Origin of the sequence: Streptomyces sp. NPDC048254, assembly GCF_043201895.1 — a bacterium.
Classification (GTDB): domain Bacteria; phylum Actinomycetota; class Actinomycetes; order Streptomycetales; family Streptomycetaceae; genus Streptomyces.
The window spans coordinates 81,937-99,251 of record NZ_JBICZJ010000025.1; the positions used below are offsets into that span (position 1 = coordinate 81,937).

18 protein-coding genes and 1 pseudogene are annotated in these 17,315 nt (G+C 69.6%); 6 read left to right on the forward strand and 13 right to left on the reverse strand.

The features are described from left to right. The first annotated feature begins 471 nt into the window (after positions 1–471). Positions 472–1,974, forward strand: coding sequence for an MFS transporter (locus ACGFZQ_RS45410; RefSeq protein WP_393845414.1), 1,503 nt, complete (start codon positions 472–474; stop codon positions 1,972–1,974). A 105-nt stretch (positions 1,975–2,079) separates the two neighbouring features. Here ACGFZQ_RS45410 and ACGFZQ_RS45415 read toward each other — a convergent pair whose 3' ends face one another. After that, complete coding sequence (locus ACGFZQ_RS45415; protein WP_393845415.1) at positions 2,080–2,328, reverse strand: hypothetical protein; 249 nt, start codon at positions 2,326–2,328, stop codon at positions 2,080–2,082. 289 nt (positions 2,329–2,617) lie between these two features. Between ACGFZQ_RS45415 and ACGFZQ_RS45420 the strand changes: the two genes are divergently transcribed. Both ACGFZQ_RS45420 and ACGFZQ_RS45425 read left to right on the forward strand, forming a co-directional pair. Next, positions 2,618–2,758, forward strand: coding sequence for a hypothetical protein (locus tag ACGFZQ_RS45420; RefSeq protein ID WP_393845416.1), 141 nt, complete (start codon positions 2,618–2,620; stop codon positions 2,756–2,758). Next, on the forward strand, positions 2,748–2,933 hold the full coding sequence (locus ACGFZQ_RS45425) for a hypothetical protein (protein ID WP_393845417.1): 186 nt from the start codon (positions 2,748–2,750) through the stop codon (positions 2,931–2,933). Before ACGFZQ_RS45420 ends, ACGFZQ_RS45425 begins: the two co-directional genes overlap by 11 nt. A gap of 117 nt (positions 2,934–3,050) precedes the next feature. Here ACGFZQ_RS45425 and ACGFZQ_RS45430 read toward each other — a convergent pair whose 3' ends face one another. Together ACGFZQ_RS45430 and ACGFZQ_RS45435 are read right to left on the reverse strand one after the other, a co-directional pair. Then, positions 3,051–4,079, reverse strand: coding sequence for an amidohydrolase family protein (locus ACGFZQ_RS45430; protein WP_393845418.1), 1,029 nt, complete (start codon positions 4,077–4,079; stop codon positions 3,051–3,053). A 48-nt stretch (positions 4,080–4,127) separates the two neighbouring features. Continuing rightward, positions 4,128–5,747, reverse strand: coding sequence for an FAD-dependent oxidoreductase (locus tag ACGFZQ_RS45435; protein WP_393845476.1), 1,620 nt, complete (start codon positions 5,745–5,747; stop codon positions 4,128–4,130). A gap of 284 nt (positions 5,748–6,031) precedes the next feature. Between ACGFZQ_RS45435 and ACGFZQ_RS45440 the strand changes: the two genes are divergently transcribed. The 3 genes and pseudogenes from ACGFZQ_RS45440 to ACGFZQ_RS45450 form a co-directional block, all read left to right on the forward strand. Beyond that, positions 6,032–7,336, forward strand: coding sequence for a cytochrome P450 (locus tag ACGFZQ_RS45440; protein ID WP_393845419.1), 1,305 nt, complete (start codon positions 6,032–6,034; stop codon positions 7,334–7,336). Between the two features lie 744 nt (positions 7,337–8,080). Beyond that, positions 8,081–8,731, forward strand: a complete 651-nt coding sequence (locus tag ACGFZQ_RS45445) for a DUF2637 domain-containing protein (protein WP_393845420.1) — start codon at positions 8,081–8,083, stop codon at positions 8,729–8,731. 125 nt (positions 8,732–8,856) lie between these two features. Further along, positions 8,857–9,038: pseudogene (locus tag ACGFZQ_RS45450) on the forward strand (ISAzo13 family transposase); the annotation flags it as partial. A gap of 180 nt (positions 9,039–9,218) precedes the next feature. Here the strand turns inward: ACGFZQ_RS45450 and catC are convergent. The 10 genes from catC to ACGFZQ_RS45500 form a co-directional block, all read right to left on the reverse strand. After that, positions 9,219–9,497 carry a muconolactone Delta-isomerase gene (gene catC, locus ACGFZQ_RS45455; RefSeq protein ID WP_393845421.1) on the reverse strand — a complete coding sequence of 93 codons (279 nt, stop codon included), beginning with the start codon at positions 9,495–9,497 and terminating at the stop codon, positions 9,219–9,221. A gap of 12 nt (positions 9,498–9,509) precedes the next feature. Next, positions 9,510–10,367: a catechol 1,2-dioxygenase gene (gene catA / locus ACGFZQ_RS45460; RefSeq protein ID WP_393845422.1), complete on the reverse strand. Its 858-nt coding sequence runs from the start codon at positions 10,365–10,367 to the stop codon at positions 9,510–9,512. Positions 10,368–10,401: 34 nt separating this feature from the next. After that, positions 10,402–11,505: a mandelate racemase/muconate lactonizing enzyme family protein gene (locus ACGFZQ_RS45465; protein WP_393845423.1), complete on the reverse strand. Its 1,104-nt coding sequence runs from the start codon at positions 11,503–11,505 to the stop codon at positions 10,402–10,404. Continuing rightward, positions 11,502–12,737 carry an amidase gene (locus ACGFZQ_RS45470; protein WP_393845424.1) on the reverse strand — a complete coding sequence of 412 codons (1,236 nt, stop codon included), beginning with the start codon at positions 12,735–12,737 and terminating at the stop codon, positions 11,502–11,504. The genes ACGFZQ_RS45465 and ACGFZQ_RS45470 overlap by 4 nt, the downstream gene beginning before the upstream one ends. 54 nt (positions 12,738–12,791) lie before the next feature. Next, on the reverse strand, positions 12,792–13,316 hold the full coding sequence (gene hpaC / locus ACGFZQ_RS45475; protein ID WP_393845425.1) for a 4-hydroxyphenylacetate 3-monooxygenase, reductase component: 525 nt from the start codon (positions 13,314–13,316) through the stop codon (positions 12,792–12,794). A gap of 58 nt (positions 13,317–13,374) precedes the next feature. Continuing rightward, positions 13,375–14,328: a PDR/VanB family oxidoreductase gene (locus tag ACGFZQ_RS45480; RefSeq protein ID WP_393845426.1), complete on the reverse strand. Its 954-nt coding sequence runs from the start codon at positions 14,326–14,328 to the stop codon at positions 13,375–13,377. A gap of 63 nt (positions 14,329–14,391) precedes the next feature. Continuing rightward, the gene (locus ACGFZQ_RS45485; protein WP_393845427.1) at positions 14,392–15,159 is read right to left on the reverse strand and encodes an SDR family NAD(P)-dependent oxidoreductase; all 768 of its coding nucleotides are present in this window, start codon (positions 15,157–15,159) and stop codon (positions 14,392–14,394) included. Further along, a complete protein-coding gene (locus ACGFZQ_RS45490; protein WP_393845428.1) occupies positions 15,156–15,686 on the reverse strand; it encodes an aromatic-ring-hydroxylating dioxygenase subunit beta in 531 nt (176 codons plus the stop codon). The genes ACGFZQ_RS45485 and ACGFZQ_RS45490 overlap by 4 nt, the downstream gene beginning before the upstream one ends. Continuing rightward, positions 15,676–16,950, reverse strand: a complete 1,275-nt coding sequence (locus ACGFZQ_RS45495) for a Rieske 2Fe-2S domain-containing protein (protein ID WP_393845429.1) — start codon at positions 16,948–16,950, stop codon at positions 15,676–15,678. The genes ACGFZQ_RS45490 and ACGFZQ_RS45495 overlap by 11 nt, the downstream gene beginning before the upstream one ends. Next, positions 16,947–17,315, reverse strand: coding sequence for a hypothetical protein (locus ACGFZQ_RS45500; protein WP_393845430.1), 369 nt, complete (start codon positions 17,313–17,315; stop codon positions 16,947–16,949). Before ACGFZQ_RS45500 ends, ACGFZQ_RS45495 begins: the two co-directional genes overlap by 4 nt.

Consider the following 17,315-nt stretch of genomic DNA (forward strand, 5'->3'; position numbering starts at 1 on the left):
TCGAGGTCTCACGCGCCGAGGGCCAGACCGGCCCCGCCGGCCGGCAGACGACGCCGGAAGGGACGGGACGAGGACGCGGACGAGGGCGTGGCGGACGTGCTCATGGCGGCTCCCTGACAGTGGGCTCGGTTATCCGATGCCGCAGACGCCATCCAGTGCATTGGGGCGATCCCGGTGCCGTCGAGGGCTTGCCGTGCACGGTCCTGACCGTCCCGGTGGCTGGAGCACCCCCGGCGGCAAGGCCGCCCCGGAGGACCACACCCGCACACCCTGTTCGTCTTCCGGCTCTGCGCCGAGCCGAAGGTCACGACCCCTGCCGTGCTGCCCTTGGGGGAGGGGCCGCCAAAGGGGACGCCGCCCTTGAGGCCGCGGCGCAACCGTGCCGGGCGCGCAGGCCGGGCTCGACGATCCCGCATCCCGGCGCCCTTTCCTCGGCTGGTGCGACCGGTCGCGGCTGCATAGCGTGATCACATGACCACAGAAACGGCCCGGCCCGCTCTCGACGACCGGCGGTGGAAAGCGCTCGCGGTCTGTCTGGCCGCGGGATTCATCTCGCTGCTCGACGTCTCGATCGTGAACGTGGCGCTGCCTTCCATGGAACGCGGGCTCGGTGCCTCCGAAGCCACCCAGTCCTGGGTGGTGTCCGGGTACGCACTCGCCTTCGGGCTCGCGCTGGCACCGGCGGGACGCCTGGGTGACCTGCGGGGCCGCCGCCAGGCGCTGTTGTTCGGCCTCGCCGTGTTCACGGCCGCATCGGTGGCGTGCGGCCTCGCCACCAGCCCCACCTGGCTGGTGGTGTGCCGGCTGATCCAAGGTGCGGCCGCCGGTGTGGTCGCACCACAGACGTCGGGGCTGATCCAGCAGATGTTCCAGGGTGCCGAGCGGGCCCGGGCGTTCGGCTTCCACGGCAGCGTCGTCGCGGTGTCCACCGCAGTGGGCCCGCTGGCGGGCGGACTGCTGATCCACGCGTCCGGCACGGCCGACGGGTGGCGCTGGGTGTTCTTCGTCAACGTGCCGATCGGGGTGGCGGCCCTCGTCGCGGGGAACCGGCTGCTGCCCCGTCTCCCGGTGCCGAACGACAGACGGGAGAAGTTCGACCCGTTCGGCGTACTGCTGCTCGGTGCGGGCGTACTCGCCCTGCTGCTGCCCCTGGCGCAGGAGCAGCAGTGGCAGGGCCGGGCCAAGTGGCTGCTGATTCCGGTGGCCGCACTGCTGCTCGGGGCCTTCTGGGTGTGGGAGAGGACCCAGGGACGCCTGGGGAAGGCACCGCTGGTCGACCTCGGGCTTTTCTCCCTGCGCTCCTTCACGCTCGGCGCTCTCATCAGCCTCATGTTCTTCGCCGGGCTGACCACCATCTTCTTCGTCCTGTCACTGTTCCTGCAGAACACCGCGGGATACAGCGCGCTCGCCGCGGGTGTGACGATCCTGCCGTTCGCGGCCGCCTCGGCGGTCGGCGCGGCCATAGGGGGTCGGCTGGTGATGCGTTACGGCCGCAGCCTGGTCGTCATCGGCCTGAGCGCGGTGGCTCTCGGGCTGCTCGGTGTCGTCGTCGCCGTCCAGCTGGTGCCCGGGGACGGCGTGGGCTGGGCCATGGCGCTGCCGTTGGTCATCGGCGGAATCGGGTCCGGACTCACGGTCTCACCCAACACGACCCTGACGCTCACGCTCGTGCCGGTACGACGTGCGGGTGCGGCGGGTGGGGTGCTGCAGACTGGCCAGCGCATCGGCTCGGCCATCGGTATCGCCGTGGTCGGCTCTGTCTATTTCGCCCATGTCGCCAACCACGGGCGCTCCACGACAGCCCTTCAGCTCGGGCTGCTCACTGCCGTGGCGATCATCCTTGTCGCCCTGGTCCTGGCGGTGGCCGACCTGCGGGAGCGCCGGGCGCATCCCGGACGCGACGGCCTTGCGGCGGCGGTACCGCGGGGCCTCGGGGAGAGCGGGGCCGGCGAGAAGGTGGGGCGCGGGGTCTGACACCGGGCGGGGATCGGAGAAGTGCGCCGCCCAAGGGACAGGCGCCCCGGCCCCGAAGAAGCGCCCTGGCCGCAGGATGAAAGGATCGGCGAGGGACGCCGGGCGTCAAACCTTCGACGTGCGAGGCCGCCGACGCGCTTCGAACAGGACCAGCGAAATCTTCACCGCGGTCGAAATGGTCAAGGCCTGCATGAAGGGCATACCCATGAGCCACAGTGCCATCATCATGGCCGTGAGAACCAGGAATACTGGCAGCAGCATGGTTTCCTTGACCGCGGAACGCAGAACACGCCGAAGCGTTCGGGGCTGATCCGCCGTATCGACTGCGCTGACGCGGATTTCTTCCTCGTCCACCTGAGGCATTCTGTGTCCTTCCCGCGAACTCGTTTCCGCTAGCGAGCCTAGGTACGGCGGGATCGGGCTGCCACCGCTGCTACTCCGACACCGCCGGTACGCGGCCGGTGAAGTGAGCCTGCACGCCCGACCGGAGGCACGTTCGGTACGTCGCGTTCGTCGCCGTACTCCTCGGTGTGGGCGTCGGTGCCTTCCCGACTGCCGCGTCACCGCGAACCCTGACGGTGTATCCGGCCGCCCCGGGTACCGAGGGAGCGATGGGCTGCGGGCGGAAAGGGTGACGGGCAGGGTGACGGGCTTCTCCAGCGTCGGTCTGTGTTCCCTGGCCAGCGACGGCAACCAGGTTCTCCACCACAACAAGTACTGCGTCAAGACGGCCCGGCTGCCGTTCGTGCAAGGCTCGGGCATCCTGCTGGCCGGTGACGCATGACGTGGTCGCGGGCGACAGCGGCCGGTCCTGGCTGTCGGGCGGAATCGTGCCGTTCAAGAGCTTCGTCGGCGCGGTCAACGAGAAGAACCGCGTCGACGAGAACTGGATCACGGCCAAGCCCCCGCCGGAACTGTGCGCTGAGGTGAACCCGCGCGTCGGCCGTGCGGCTCGGTGAGTCGAGCCGCACGGCCAACGTCCGTCCGAGCGCCGAGCGCCGAGCGCCGAAAGTGAGCCGGGCAGCGATTCTCCGTGGCACTCACACCCGCGTACGAGGACGACCCGCCGTGCGTGCTCAGGCCGACGCGAGGGTGGGCAGGAGACGCAGGGCGTTCCCGCGGTTGATGTGACCGCGCTCCTGGTCGCCGAGGGCGGGATCCCTGTCCAGAGCGGGAGTTGTCACATCGGCGACCACCCGGGTGGGAGTCGGCGGCCAGTCGCTTCCGTAGAGGATGCGGGAGGCGCCCGCGGCGGCCAGAAGAGTGGGGGTGGCCGACGGCGACATGGGCGCGGCCGTGTCGTAGTAGAAGCGGTGCAGGTAGTCGCGGACGCGGCCGGGATCGACGGCGGGGACGAGCTGGCGCCCGAAGACCTCGATCCGGCTCGCGATGTAGGGGAGGTACCCGCCGCCGTGCGGGAGGATGAACGTGAGCCGCGGGAAACGGTCCAGAGTGCCGTTCATGATCAGGCTCAGTGCGGCGCGGGTCGTGTCCATGAGGAAGTCGCACACGAACGGCGGTACACCTTCGGGCGCGCCGGAGGTGTTCACCTGCATGGGGTGCGTGCTGATCACAGCGGCACGTTCGTCGAGTTCCGCCATGATCGGGTCGAGCCCGGGGTCGCCCAGATATGTGCTGCCCGTGCTGGTGCGCGCACTGACGCCTACCGCGCCGAGCTGGTCCATCCCATGGGTGACGGACCAGCGGGAGAGCTCGGCGTCGTCGAGGAAGACGGGTGTGAAGAAGGCGAAGCGGCCGGAGTGCCGGACGGTCAGGTCGCCCGCGGCATCGAGGGCGATACGCGCGCTCTCCTTGCGTGTCGCCGTGTCCTGGAAGCGTCCCAGCATGGCGACGGTGAGGATGCTGGTGCGCGTGCCGGTCAGATCCATCAGGTCCAGGGCGGCGGCCTCGTCCCACCGGGTCCACGGCGGCAGCCCGTCACGGTCCGCGATCCCGTTCTTCTCGGCCCACTGCACCCATTCGGGGGAGGTGTAGTGGTGGTGGACGTCTATTCGTTCGCGCCGGGCGTCGTCGGTGCTCTGTGCGGTGCGCAGACCTATGTCGCCTGGAGCCTGCGGGTCGGTGGTCTCGGCGGCGTGAGGCATGGAAGGGCTCCCTGTGGTGGGACGGTTCGAGGGCGTCGGAGAGCGGGTTCAGCGGCTGAGGAGGCCTTGCAGAACGTGCGTCAGCTCGTCCTCGGGGTTCGCGGGGAGGTCGCCGGAACGCCAGGCGACCATTCCGTCGGGGCGTACGAGCACTGCGCCCTGCGGGGTGACGCCGTGCGTGGCGGCCCAGTCCTCGGCACCGGCGGCCAGGGCGGGCGAGGTATCGACGTCGAAGTCCGGGCCGGCTCCGGCGCGGTAGGACACCAGGGGCACGCCGAGCTTGGCCGCCGCGGCGTGAGCGGCCGCCGGCCACGGCCCGTCCGCTAGGCCGCAGAGGAGGACGAAGCACTGCTCGTACAGGTCGATGGTCGACTTGGTGTCCCCGTTGTACACGACGGACATGTGCGGCGCCCGGGTGCCGGGGTCCGCCTGCAGGCGAAGATCCTGCGGGATGGTCGGCGCGTCGGTGTCGGCGCCGGACACGGCCGTGGAGACATAGCGGTAGCCGAGGGACACGGTCATCAGGTCCGTGCTCTGGCCCGCCCCCTGCGCGGCCGTGTAGCCGGGGTGCTGCTCGCGTGCGGCCTGCTCGATGGCCCGGGCACTCGTGGCCAGTGCGACCGGGCGCCGTTCGTTCTCGTAGGTGTCCAGCAGGCCCTCTCCCGCCCAGCCATGCAGTACGGCCGTGATCTTCCAGGCGAGGTTGTGCGCGTCCTGGATGCCCGTGTTGGATCCGAAGGCGCCGGTGGGGGGCATCTCGTGGGCCGAGTCACCGACGAGGAAGACGCGTCCCTGCCGATAGCGGTCGGCGACCCGGTCCGCCGCGTGCCACGGGGCGCGTCCCGTGACCTCGACGTCCAGGTCCCGTACGCCGGCGGCGGCCCTGATGTGGTCGGCGATGCGCGTGTCGGTGAACGACTCGAGCGTCTGGCCGCGCTCGGGGAACCACGGGACGTGGAAGACCCACTTCTCCTCGTTGTCCACGGGCAGCAGGACCCCTTCGCCCTCGGTTCCGTTCAGGTAGCACACGAGGAACCGCTTGTCCCCGACCACCTGACGGAGGAGCTTGCTGCGGAAGGTGACGCTGACGTTGTGGAACAGGTCGCCCCCGCCGCTCTGCCCGATGCCCAGCCGCTCGCGCACGGGGCTGCGCGGCCCGTCGGCCGCCAGGAGGTAGGCGGTGCGCAGCGCGTACGTCCGGCCGCTCTCCCGCTCGCGCAGTTCGCACGTCACGCCGTCCCGGTCCTCGGTGAAGGAGATCAGCTCCGTACCGAAGCGCACGTCCCCGCCCAGTGCACGGGCGTGCGCCAGCAGGACCGGCTCCAGGTCGTTCTGGCTGCACGCGCACCGCCGGGTGGAGCACACGTTCGTCTCGGGCGCTGCGCCGGTGAGACGGGCCGAGAGCCATCTGCTCTCACCGCCCGACAGCTTGTCCGTCTGCATGATGCCGTGATTGCCGGACAGGACGGCCGCGGCCTTTCTGATGTCCGGTTCCAGCTCGGCGGTGCGGAACAACTCCATTGTCCGCATGTTGTTCCCCCGGCCCCGGGGATGTTCGGAAGTGGCGGCCCGGCGCTCGGCGACCATATGGGTGACGCCCAGTCTTCCCAGAAACACCGACGCGGACAGTCCGACAAGCGAACCGCCCACGATCAGTACCGGCACCATTTCTTTGTCGCGCGTGTCCACGGCCCGTCCTCCTCCAGTGACCCAGCGGTAGTTCGGGCAGCGATTCGCATTCATGGCGGCCCTGGATCCGAACTTGTCACAGGCACCGGGGGTCGGCAATCGAGCCTTCCCCCGGACGGCACACTCTGCTTTCCGCTTCCGTACCGTTCCGATGACTTGGGTCCGCGTCAGGGTGAATCGCGTTTTCCCTTTCCGAGTGGCGTCAATGCATTCCACGCTTGCAGCCGACCTGTGCCACCGTGGGAAGAGAAGAAGGGCCGTCGATGACTCAGATGCAGGAGCAGGAGATCGCGGACGAGACAGCCCGGGCGGTGGACGCGGCATCCCGTGGTTGCCCGGAGTACCGGGCCAACCCGCACCCCGTCTACCGACACCTGCGGGAGAACGCGCCGGTCTGCCGCATCACCCCGCCGCACGGTGTGCACTCGTACCTGATCACCCGGTTCGAGGACGCGAAGGCCGCCCTTGCCGATCCCAGGATCAGCAAGGACATGTACGCGGCCATCGATGCCTACCGGTCCATCTTCGGCGACTCCTCCATCGCCCTGGACGACAACATGCTGTTCGCCGACCCGCCGAAGCACACGCGGCTGCGCCGGATCGTCAGTCGTGCCTTCGTGCCCCGCCGTATCGAGGCGCTGCGTCCACGGATCCAGGAGCTCACCGACACGCTGCTCGACAACTGCTCCTCTCTGCAGCCCGTCGATCTGCTGTCGGCCTTCGCCTTCCCGCTGCCCCTGCAGGTGATCTGCGAGCTCATCGGCGTCCCCGAGGAGGAGCGGCAGGAGGTCCAGCAGTGGTGCAGTGTTGTCGCGCGGACCGGTTTCAGCAAGAAGGACAAGGATCGCCTGGCCGAGGCGGAGAACACGCTCCGTGAGTACTTCGAGGTCCTGATCGCCCGTAAGCGCAAGGCCCCCGAGGACGACTTGCTCAGCGTCCTCATCCAGACGAGCGACGAGCAGGAGTCGCTGACGGACGGTGAGTTGCTGTCCACGCTGTGGGTGCTGCTGTTCGCGGGCCACAAGACGACCGCGTACCTCATCGGCAACGCCGTCTACACCCTGCTCACCCATCCCGAGCAGCTCAGGCAGGTGATCGACTCGCCCGACCTCCTCCCGAACGCGATCGAGGAGATCATCCGCTTCGAGGGCTCGGTCGAGAACGCGACCTTCCGGCACGCCTTGGAGGACATCACCATCGCGGGGACGCTCATTCCCAAGGGTTCGCTGGTACAGATCGCGGTCACCTCGGCCAACCGGGACGCCGCCGCGTTCGAGAGCCCCGACACCTTCGACATCGCCCGGCCGGGCGTACAGAGCAAACACCTGGCCTTCGGTACGGGGCCGCACTTCTGCCTCGGCGCACCGCTGGCGAGGATGGAGATGCAGATCGCCCTGACCTCGCTCTTCCGCCGCTTCCCGCAACTCTCCCTGGCGCTGCCGGCGGACGAGGCCAAGTGGCTCACCGTGCCCTTCCCCGCCTTCCGGGGCCTGACCGAACTGCCCGTCGTCCTGGACCCCTCCAAGATCCTGGACGACTGGGCGTCCGGGATGGTCGACTTCGCGTGACATCACGGGCGTAGCCCGCGACCGACCCCGCCGCGCAGTCGGGGCAGGCGGCGAGACGCTCGGCGAGCGGCGTCTGCTCGGCGGGGTCGATCCTCAGCTGGTGGCGGATCTTGTCGGCGACCCAGTCGGTGACGTAGGTGCACCAGTAGCCGACGTAGGGGGGCCACTCGGCCGGGTCCTTGTCGGCTTTGGACCTGTTGGAGGCCGCGGAGACGGCGATGAGCGCGCGAGGGTTGTCAAAGTCGTTGGCGTAGGCCTCGCGTGGTTCGGCTGTCCGTCGACTCACCAAGGCTGTGGGTCGGCAGCCGAAACCTCCATCTCTCCCAAGGCACCTGCGAGTTGGTGGACGCGGCGGACGGCCGGGTGACCGAGCCGCTGGGCCTCCGGAGCGTCTGGGGCGACGCCGAACAGGCTCTCCTCGTCACAACGGGGGGCGATTGCAACTCCCGGGCGTCCACGGCCATCAGGACTGTCTGGACAAGGGCTGGGGGACCGGTCCCGCCGAACACGCCGAGGGCCCTGACCTGATGGACGAGACGGGAGTCAACGCGCTGCGCACGGCCCATTATCGCCAGGACAGTTCGTTCGTTCCGGTGGCATCCTGGGCCTGACCTGCACTGCTGCTGACCCGGGCAGGCATTCTGACGGCCTGTCAGAAGTTCCCGCGAGTTCCCTCGACTTCCCGGGATTTCCCGTGGAAATGTGCAACGGATGTGCAACGGGCGCGGGGCGGGGGAGGGCCCGGTGAGCACGCAAGAAGAGCCCGGCGAGCACCGGAACGCTCGCCGGGCCCTCGACGTCGAGGCATGGGTGCGGCCCCTGTGTGCGCTCGTTGTGGCCGGAGTCGCGGCTTATGCGCCATACATCCATCAGCGGTCGTTCGCTCTGCAGGGCGGGGCGGACCGGGTGAGTGCCTCGTTGTGGCCGTTGTCGGTGGACGGGCTGCTGCTGTTGTCGACGCTTGGTCTGCTGAAGCAGGAGAGCGATGTCGGCCGTCGCGCCAAGTGGGCGGTCTGGGCGGCGTTCTTGCTGGGTATCGCCGTTTCCTTGGCCGCGAATGTCGCCGCCGCTTCGAGGCTGGAGTGGCGGTCGGTGCTGGTGGCCGGCTGGCCGCCGGTGGCCTTGTTGCTGTCGGTGGAACTCCTGCTGCACCGGACGGGGCGTCGTCGGCTGGATGGAACAGCGTGGGGGCTCGGCCGGGATGGGGTGGATGCGGGCGGGGCGGAACTAGATGAGGATCCGCTGCTAGCGCAGGCGAAGAGGCTCGATCTTCAGCATCGGGATCTGCATCAGCGGCCGGCTTCGGCAGAGACACTGCGCGAGGAGCTATTACGTCGGAGCGAGAAGGTCGAGGTCGTTGGCTGCGCGGGTGCGTGGTCGACTGGAGGAGGGTGAGGATGGAGGGAGAGGCCGGGCGGGATGACAGTATGTCGAGCTGCGGGGCGGGTGAGGTGCTGCGTTCGCTCGACTCCCGTTGCGTTGAGCAAGTCTCCCCGGCTGACTCGGTCGGCCCCGCAAGAAGCGCTTCAACCGTCGGACACCTGCTGCACACCCTGGGCTACAGCTGCAGGGAACCGCGAAGACGACGGAGGGCATCAGGCATCCGGACCGCGAAGCCCAGTTCTCCCACCCAAATGCCACCGCCATCGCCTTCCTCAACGACGCTCAGCCGGTGATCAGCGTCGACACCAAGGCCAAGGAATCCACCCTCGCCCTGGTCCCGGCGATCGTCCGACGCAGCGACGACATGCGCGGCTTCGTCGTGCTGCCCCAGTGGATCGCAGCGTCCCGAGCCCTGGCATGGGGCCAGAGTTTCGGCTACTCGATCTACTTCACCTGCCTCGACGACATGGTCCGCCGTTTTCCCGGGGAGATGAGGGGGTCAGCTGATGGCGGAAGGGTGCTGGGCCAGCGGGGTCACGGTGACATCCATGTACGGGAAGAGTGGTAGGCCCCACAGGAGTTCGTTGAGCCGGTCGTTGTCGATGACGTCGAAGACGCTGAGGTTGGAGTACTGGCCGGCGCAGCGCCACAGGTGCAGCCATTCGCCGGAGCGCTGGAGTTCTTGCGCATACTCCTTCTCGGCGGCGACGGTCGCCGCCCGGAGCGCCGGGTCGAGATCGGGTGGCAGGTTCACGGTCATGTGGACGGCGAAGAGCATGACGGTCTCCGGTCAGGAGGCGGGATCGAGGACGAGGTCGTAGGTGACCTGGCTGCCGCCGTCGCCCGTCGGCTGCGGGTCGATGACGAGTTCCGGTTTGACGGCGGACGCCACGTCGTCCTCGACATGCTCGCCGCCGCGGAAGTACAGCTGGGCGGTGAGCGTCTCGTGGCCGGGCGCGGAGACCTTCAGGTGCAGATGGGCCGGGCGCCAGGGGTGCCAGCCTGCGGCGGCGATGAGCTTGCCGCAGGATCCGTCGGTGGGGATCTGGTAGGGGGCGGGCTGGATGGTGCGCACCGCGAAGCGCCCCGCCTCGTCGGTTTCGATGGCACCGCGCAGGTTCCACTGGGGGATGCCGGGTGCGAACTGCGCGTACAGGCCGTCGTCGTCGGCCTGCCACATCTCCAGCAGCGCGCCGGACAGGGGATCGCCCGAGACCCCCGTGATCTGGCCCTGGAAGAGGAGCGGGGTGCCCGACTCGTCTTCGCGCATCGGCAGGGTGCTGACACTGGGGAGGGCGGGAGCGCCCGGCACGTAGTACGGCCCTTCGATGGTTCCCTTGCTTCCCTTGCGGTCGGCGCCCGCGACCTCCTCGACGACGTGCTCGATCCACACGTCCAGGAAGAGCGGCCACTCTCCGTCCTCTCCCACGGAGATCAGCCACGACTTGAGTGCGTTGTACTCCTCGTACGTCACCTGGTGCCGACGGATGACGTCATGAACGGCGGAGATCATCTCCGCGGCGAGGGTGTTGACGCGCTCGGTGTCGGCGACGACCCGGCCGGACGCGGCACTCTTGTCGGTGCGGAAGCGGTCGGTGGCCGAAGCACCGGATGCGGCGGCCGTGGCTTTCGAAGTGGTCTCGGACATGATGTGCGGCTCCTTTGCCGGTGGGAAATGCGGTTCAGCGGTCCTGGCGGTATCGGGTGAGCTTGTCCGGGTCGATCACGACACCCAGACCGGGCAGGTCCCGTACGGCGAGCGTGCCGTCGGTGATCGTGACCGGTTCGGTGAGCAGGTCGTCGCTCATGTCCAGGAAGTTGGAGAGTTCGCCGGCGCGGCGGGAGGCGGCGGCGTACGCGGCGCCGAAGGCGACCGTGCACACCGTGCCCAACTGGCCGTCGATCTGGTTGCCCATCACCACCTCGGCGCCCATCCCCTCGCACTGGAACAGCACGCGCTGGGACAGGGTGAAGCCGGTGCGGGCCGTTTTGATGCTGATCGCGGTGGCCGCGCCGTCCAGCAGGGAGCGGGTCACCTCTGCGGGCGTGGTCGCGGACTCGTCCGCGACGAACGGCACGTGACTCTGTCGTACGAGCCAGCGGCGCCCCAGCACGTCGTCGGCGGGGCACAGCTCCTCGGCGAGTGTGATGCCGACGGGTTCGAGGGCGCGCAGGGCGGCGGCGGACTCCGAGGCGGTCCAGCCGCGGTTGCCGTCGACGTACAACTCGGCCTCGTCGCCCAGAGCTTCGCGGAGCGCCCGGCACACATCGAGGTCGAGCGTGACGGGCCGCCGCCCGACCTTCACCTTGAAGGTGGTGATGCCGTACGTGTCGCGGATGCGCTCGGCCTCGGCGGCCATCCGGTCCGGGGCGTCGAAGCCGAGCATGTGCGAGACGCGCATCCGGTCGGTGTAGCCGCCGAGGAGCTGGGTGACGGGTTGGCCCAGGGCCTGACCGGCCAGGTCCCAAAGGGCCACGTCTATCGCCGACTTGGCGGCCGGATTGCCGACCGTGCGGTGCAGACGGGCGTGTACCTGCTCGCGTGCGAACACGTCCATGCCCGTGAGCTGCGGGGCGAAGATCTTCTCGACGACGCCGATCACGGACTGCTGTGTCTCGCCGTAGGTGAAGGGGCGGGGTGGCGCGTCGGCGACTCCGACCAGCCCTTCGTCGGTGTGGACCCGGACGAGCACGTGCTCGGCGCTGTGCACCTCACCGCTCGCGAAGCGAAGGGGTTTCACGTACGGGATCGAGTACGGGACCGCCTCGATCGCGGTGATCTTCATCGGGTGCCTCCCGCGGCCTCATGGATGAGCGCCTCCGTGAGCTGGGCGATGCCGAGCAGACGGGCCACGCGGTCGGGGTGGCCGATGAGTTGGAGGCCGAGTGGCATACCGTGCGGGTCGCGGTGGCCGGGGACGGTGACGACGGGCAGGCCGAGCAGTTGCCAAGGGCGGCTGAGCACGGGGGTGCCGGTGGCCTCCAGCCCGAGCGGGGCGGGGCCCGGGGCGGCCGGAGCGAGGATCACGTCGACCCCGGTGAGCAGGTCCAGGACGCGGGCGCGGGCGGTGCGGGCGGTGTCCTGTGCCGCGCCGTATTCGCCCTCGGGGGTCCGGCGACCGCGCTCCAGCAGTTCACGCAGGGGCGTACTCAGCGACTCCGGGTGCTCCGCCTCGGCGGCCAGCGAACGCGCGGCCTCGTACGCCATGACGGTGGCGTGGGTTTCGGCGAGTTCGGGTGTCCGGACCTGGCCTGCCAGGTCGTTCGTCCTGGCGCCGGCTGCCGTCAGGGCTCTGGCGGTGCGGTCCAGCGCGTCGAGCATCGCCGGATCGATGTCGGCCAGTTCGGTGCCGGGCCAGATCAACGCCCTGATCCCGTCCGGGACTTCGGTGCTGGTGCCGTCGACGGCCTCGACCGCCGCCGCCAGGTCGGCGACCCCGGCGGTAAGCAGCCCCGGCGCATCCAGGCTCGGGCTGAGCCCGGTGAACCCCCGAGTCGACCAGGCGCCGACCGGGGCGACGTACCCGGCGACACCGCAGAAGGACGCCGGCCTGGTCAGCGAACCCGCCGTCTGCGAGCCCAGTGCCAATGGCACCACGCCCGCCGCGACCGCCGCCGCGGACCCACTGGAGGAACCGCCCGGCGTGTGGGCGAGGTTGTGCGGATTGCGGGTCGGGCCCGGCTGGAAGTACGCGAACTCGGTGGTGACCGTCTTGCCCAGCGGGACCGCGCCCGCCCGGCGCAGCCGGTCCACCAGCCAGGCGTCGGACGTGGCGACCCGACCTTGCCGGAGCGGGGAGCCGCACTCGGTGGGCAGCCCGGCCACGTCGATGATGTCCTTGACGCCGACCGGCACACCCCGCAGCGGCCCGCCCGTGACACGCCCGGCCGCCTCGCGCGCACCCTCCCCGTCGACGAGAACCCAGGCACGGATGTCCGGCTCGGTCTCGGCCAGGCGCCGCAGAGCGCCGTCGACCGCTTCGCGGGGGCTGTGCGCGGCGGGGGTCAGTGAGGGCACGTCAACCTGCTTTCGGAGTAGGAGTGTTCCTCAAGGGGTGTTCCTCAACGAGCCTCAACAGGCCACCGGCGGCGCCGAGTCCAGCCGGTGGAAGGTGCGGTTGAAGTAGACGAGGCTGTGGCCGCCCGGCCGGGTGCGGATCTGCTCGATCTCGACGAACAGCACGCTGTGGGTGCCCATGGCCTTGGAGTCCTTGATGGTGCCGACCACGGTCACCACCGCGTCCTTGAGGACCGGCACGTCATGCGTCCGGTCCCAGATGTCCCAGGTGAAGCGTTCGGCCATGGAGGCCTCGGTCGCGCCGGCGAAGTGCATCGCCAGCTCCTGCTGGTCCCCGCCGAGCACGTTGACGCACACGCGACCGTTGGCACTGAAGACGTCGTGCATGGCGCTCTTGCGGTTGACGCAGACCAGGACGGTCGGCGGATCGTCGGTCACCGAGCAGACCGCGCTGACGGTGATGCCGCAACGGCCGTTCGGTCCGTCCGTCGTCAGGATGTTGACGGCCGCGGGAAGGTGCGCCATCGCCTCCCGGAAGTCCGCCCGCGTCGGGGCGCGTTGGGTGTCGTACGCGTTCATGGTCGTTCGTTCCTCTCTGCGCCGGACTCCGGCGCGGCGCATCGCTCGGCGTGCCCGCTCACCACAGTTCGACCACCAACCGGGGTGACCTGGAGCGTGAGACGCACGCCGCGATCTGGTCGCCCGTCGCCTTCTCCTTGGCGGTCAGGCAGTGGTCGCGGTGGTCGGGCTCGCCGTCGAGGACCCGTAGGACACAGGTGCCGCAGATGCCTTCGCGACAGGAGGTGTCGAGCGGCACCCCGTTGTCCTCCAGTACCTCGGCGATGCTCTTGTCGGCCGGCACGGTGTAGACCTCGCCGGTGTCGAGTTCGACCTCGAAGCTCTCGCCGGGGGCGGCGTCCGGCTGGTCCGCCGCCTGGAACAGCTCGGAGTGGATCTGGGTCGCCGGCACACTTCGGGCCGCGAGCGCGGCGACCCGTTCCATGAACCCCTGGGGTCCGCAGGTGTAGACGTGCGCGCTCGCCGGGAGATCAGTGAGCGCGTCGGAGAGCGCCCGGATCGCCGTCTCCCGCCCGTGCCCGAAGTGGAAGACGACCCGGTCGGCGAAGGCGGACTCCTCCAGCCAGCCTGCGAAGGCCGCTTCGGTCCGGCTCCGAGCCGCGTAGTGCAGCGTGAAGTCAGCACCGGCGCCGAGTAGTTCGTATGCCATGGCCAGCAGCGGCGTGATGCCGATGCCGCCCGCGATCAAGTGGTGCTCGCTCGCGTCGGGGGCGAGGCCGAAGAGCTGCCGGGGGGCGCCGATGCGCAGCTCCGTGCCGGTTTCCGTCTTGTCGTGCAGGGCCTGGGAGCCGCCCCGGGACGTCTCCTCGCGTTTGACGGCGATGGTGTAGGCGCCGGGGTCGTGCGGCGGTCCGCACAGCGAGTAGGGGCGGGTGATCCCGGTCGGTCCGGTCACGTCGATGTGGGCACCGGCCGGGTAGCCGGGGAGCGGGCCGCCGTCGGAGCGGGCCAGCCGGAGGACCTTGACCGCGTCGGTGACGGCGACGGCCTCGGTGACGGTGACAGTGAACATCCGTCTGCCTTCACGTTCGGGGCGGAACCAAAGGGGCGAGGGGCTTGAGCGCATGTCGGGGCTTCAGCGCATGTAGAGGCCGCCGTTGGCGTCCCAGCACGCCCCGGTCACCGCGTCCGCGTTGTCCGCCGCCAGCAACACGGCCATGTCGGCGATGAACTCGGGGCGCCCGAGGCGCCCCACGGGAATCGAGGCCTCGATCTGCGCGAGCTTGTCCGGGGCGACGCTCTCGCGGACGGACGGCAGCTCCTGTGGACCGGGGGAGATGGCGTTGACCGTCACGCCCTGCGGCCCGAGTTCGCGGGCGAACACCTTGGTGAGCGTGGTGACGCCGCCCTTGGCCGCGGCATAGTGCGCGCCGGTCGCCGTGCCGCCGTTCTGTCCGGCGAGCGAGGCGATGTTGACGATGCGTCCGTAACCGCGGTCGGCGAAGTACGCGCCGAGCACCTGGCAGCCGAGGAACGTGCCGTCGAGGTTGGCCGACACGACCGAGCCGAAACTGTCGGGGGTGATGTCCATCAGCGCCTCGACCTTGGAGTGGCCCGCGTTGTTGACCAGGACATGGACGGCGCCCCAGCGTGCGACCAGGTCGTCCAGCACACGAACGAACGCGTTCTTGTCGCGGACGTCCAGGCCGAGACCGACCGCGGAACTCCCGGCCGGGTCCAGGGCGGCCGCGGTCTTGGCCGCGGCTTCCGCGTCCAGGTCGGTGACGGCGACGCGGTAGCCGCGGTCGTAGAACCGGGAGGCGATACAGGCGCCCAGACCGCGAGCCGCTCCGGTGACCAGCGCGACACGCGGCTGGGTGTCCTCCCACCCTTCCGGGCTCACAGGAGGAACCCCGACGCCGTCACGGCGTCCTCGGAGTTGATCAGACATACGACCTTGCGCACGATCCGGGGACCGTCGTCGGTGAACGTGACGCGGTGCGTGACATCGGCCGCCAGGACGAAGGTCTCGCCGCGCTTGTAGCCCACGACCACCTGCGCCGAACAGATCTCGATGGAGTCCTCGGACTCGTCACGGGCGGCGACCGTGAAGCGGGAGACGGAACGGACCGTGCGGGCCGCGGCCGTCGCCGAGATGGAGAAGCCACCGGTCAACCGCTCGATGCGCATCCGGCGCATCCGGTCGTCGTCGTACACCAGGTTCAGCGAGCCGGCGAAGTCCGTCGTCTCGGGGTCGATGGGGATGACGTACTCGCCGCCCTCGGCCCAGAGCGTGTCCCACTCCTCGTAGCGCTTGGCGTCCAGGAGGCGGGCCTCGCGCCAGATCAGGGACAGAGCGGCGAGGGCACGGGGATCGTCGAGCGGCAGCTCGGCATCCGCAACCGCCGTGCTGACGGCGTTACTTGACATCGGTCATCATCCTCTTCCACATCGCGTACGCCTCCCGCATGCCGGTCTCGTCGGTCGCGTGGGAGGTCGGCCGGCCCAGGTCGTCGGGCTTCTCCCGGCCGAGGCCCCGGTTGACGAGGATCGGCATGTCGACGTCTCCGGCCACGCCGCGCTGGACGCGGTTCCAGGCCTCGGCGTCGTCGGGGCTGCCGAAGCCGAACGGGCCCTGGAAGTGCTCGTGGATGCGGAGCCGCTCGCGGTTGACGATCTCGGGGCCGCCGTCCAGGCCGAGGGCCACATGCCGGATCTCCGTCTCCGCGACCGAGATCGGCCGCAGGACCCGGAAGAACGACATCGACATGGCCACGTTCGGGAACAGGTTGAGGTTGAAGCCCGCGCCGTGCAGCGAGCGCACGATCCGCCGCACGCGCTCCGGAGGCAGGTCCTTCGACAACTCCTCGATGACGTGACCGAAGCGGTCCTGGAGCTTCTCGGTGCCGTCGTCGACGTCCAGGTCGACGTGCTCGGCGACGGAGACGGACACGCTGTGGCCGTTGCCGAGAGCGTGGGTGACCGCGCTCTCGTCGGTCATGATCGACAGCATGCTCGCGGTCTCGGCGTCCACCGACGACATCCAGGAGCGGTGCACGATCGGGAAGTGGTACCAGTCGGTCGTGTTCTCCAGCTGGATCTTCCAGTTGCCCTGGAAACGGAACCTGTGCTCGCCCTGCACCTTGATCGGATAGCCGGCGCCCTGCTTCATGAAGCGGTCGATCCACAGCCGCGCCCCGCCGAGGAAGTCCTCCAGCGGTTCGATCTCGTGGTCGAAGCTGGCGAAGATCATGCCCGCGTACGTCCCGACCTTGAGGCGTTGCAGCGGCAGGTCCTTCTTCTCCGTGACGTTCTCGTAGCCCTCGGGATAGGGGATGCCGCGCAGTGTGCCGTCCAGGGCGTACGACCACGCGTGGTACGGACAGGTGAAGCCGTTGCCGTTGCCCTTGGGGACCTCGCAGACGCTCGCGCCGCGATGGCGGCAGCGGTTGAGGAGCACATTGATGCCGCCACGGCGATCGCGGGTGACGATGACGGGACGGCGGCCGACCCACGCCGTCTTGAAGTCGCCCGCCTTGGCGACCTCGCTCTCGTGCGCCACCCACACCCAGGTGCGGTGGAAGATCCGGTCCATCTCCAGCTCGAAAAGCTCCGGGCCGGTGTAGAGAGTGCCGGCGACGCGGTCGTTCTCGACGAGCGCGGCGATGTCGGGAAGCTCCGGGGACACGGTCATCGGGTGGCCTCCGGCTCCGGCAGCGGACGGCCGACGCGCGCCTCGATCTTCATGTAGCGCCACAGCCCGTGCTCGCCGACCTGGACGGTCCGGAAGAGGTTGCAGGCCGCGGCGACCGTCGGCTGGTCGGTCACGTCGGCGAGCACGTACGACGTCCAGGGCCAGGAGCCCGAGGGGCCGACCATGTGCTGGTCGTCGTCCATGGTGCCGAGGACACTCACGCCGGGCAGCTCCCAGAGCTGGGAGAGCATGGTCGTGAAGCCGTCCCAGACCGCCTTGCCCTGACCGGTGGGCAGATCGAAGAAGTTCTGGTTGACGCCGATGCAGAAGAGCACGCGCAGGGGTTCGTTGCCGGGCTCGGGCAT

Excerpts from the sequence above, each read along its gene's own strand:
- ACGFZQ_RS45410 (WP_393845414.1), top strand. The coding sequence starts at position 472 with ATGACCACAGAAACGGCCCGGCCCGCTCTCGACGACCGGCGGTGGAAA.
- ACGFZQ_RS45430 (WP_393845418.1), bottom strand. The coding sequence starts at position 4,079 with ATGCCTCACGCCGCCGAGACCACCGACCCGCAGGCTCCAGGCGACATA.
- ACGFZQ_RS45435 (WP_393845476.1), bottom strand. The coding sequence starts at position 5,747 with ATGGTGCCGGTACTGATCGTGGGCGGTTCGCTTGTCGGACTGTCCGCG.
- ACGFZQ_RS45440 (WP_393845419.1), top strand. The coding sequence starts at position 6,032 with ATGACTCAGATGCAGGAGCAGGAGATCGCGGACGAGACAGCCCGGGCG.
- catC (WP_393845421.1), bottom strand. The coding sequence starts at position 9,497 with ATGCTCTTCGCCGTCCACATGACCGTGAACCTGCCACCCGATCTCGAC.
- catA (WP_393845422.1), bottom strand. The coding sequence starts at position 10,367 with ATGTCCGAGACCACTTCGAAAGCCACGGCCGCCGCATCCGGTGCTTCG.
- ACGFZQ_RS45465 (WP_393845423.1), bottom strand. The coding sequence starts at position 11,505 with ATGAAGATCACCGCGATCGAGGCGGTCCCGTACTCGATCCCGTACGTG.
- hpaC (WP_393845425.1), bottom strand. The coding sequence starts at position 13,316 with ATGAACGCGTACGACACCCAACGCGCCCCGACGCGGGCGGACTTCCGG.
- ACGFZQ_RS45480 (WP_393845426.1), bottom strand. The coding sequence starts at position 14,328 with ATGTTCACTGTCACCGTCACCGAGGCCGTCGCCGTCACCGACGCGGTC.
- ACGFZQ_RS45490 (WP_393845428.1), bottom strand. The coding sequence starts at position 15,686 with ATGTCAAGTAACGCCGTCAGCACGGCGGTTGCGGATGCCGAGCTGCCG.
- ACGFZQ_RS45495 (WP_393845429.1), bottom strand. The coding sequence starts at position 16,950 with ATGACCGTGTCCCCGGAGCTTCCCGACATCGCCGCGCTCGTCGAGAAC.
- ACGFZQ_RS45500 (WP_393845430.1), bottom strand. The coding sequence starts at position 17,315 with ATGCCCGAGCCCGGCAACGAACCCCTGCGCGTGCTCTTCTGCATCGGC.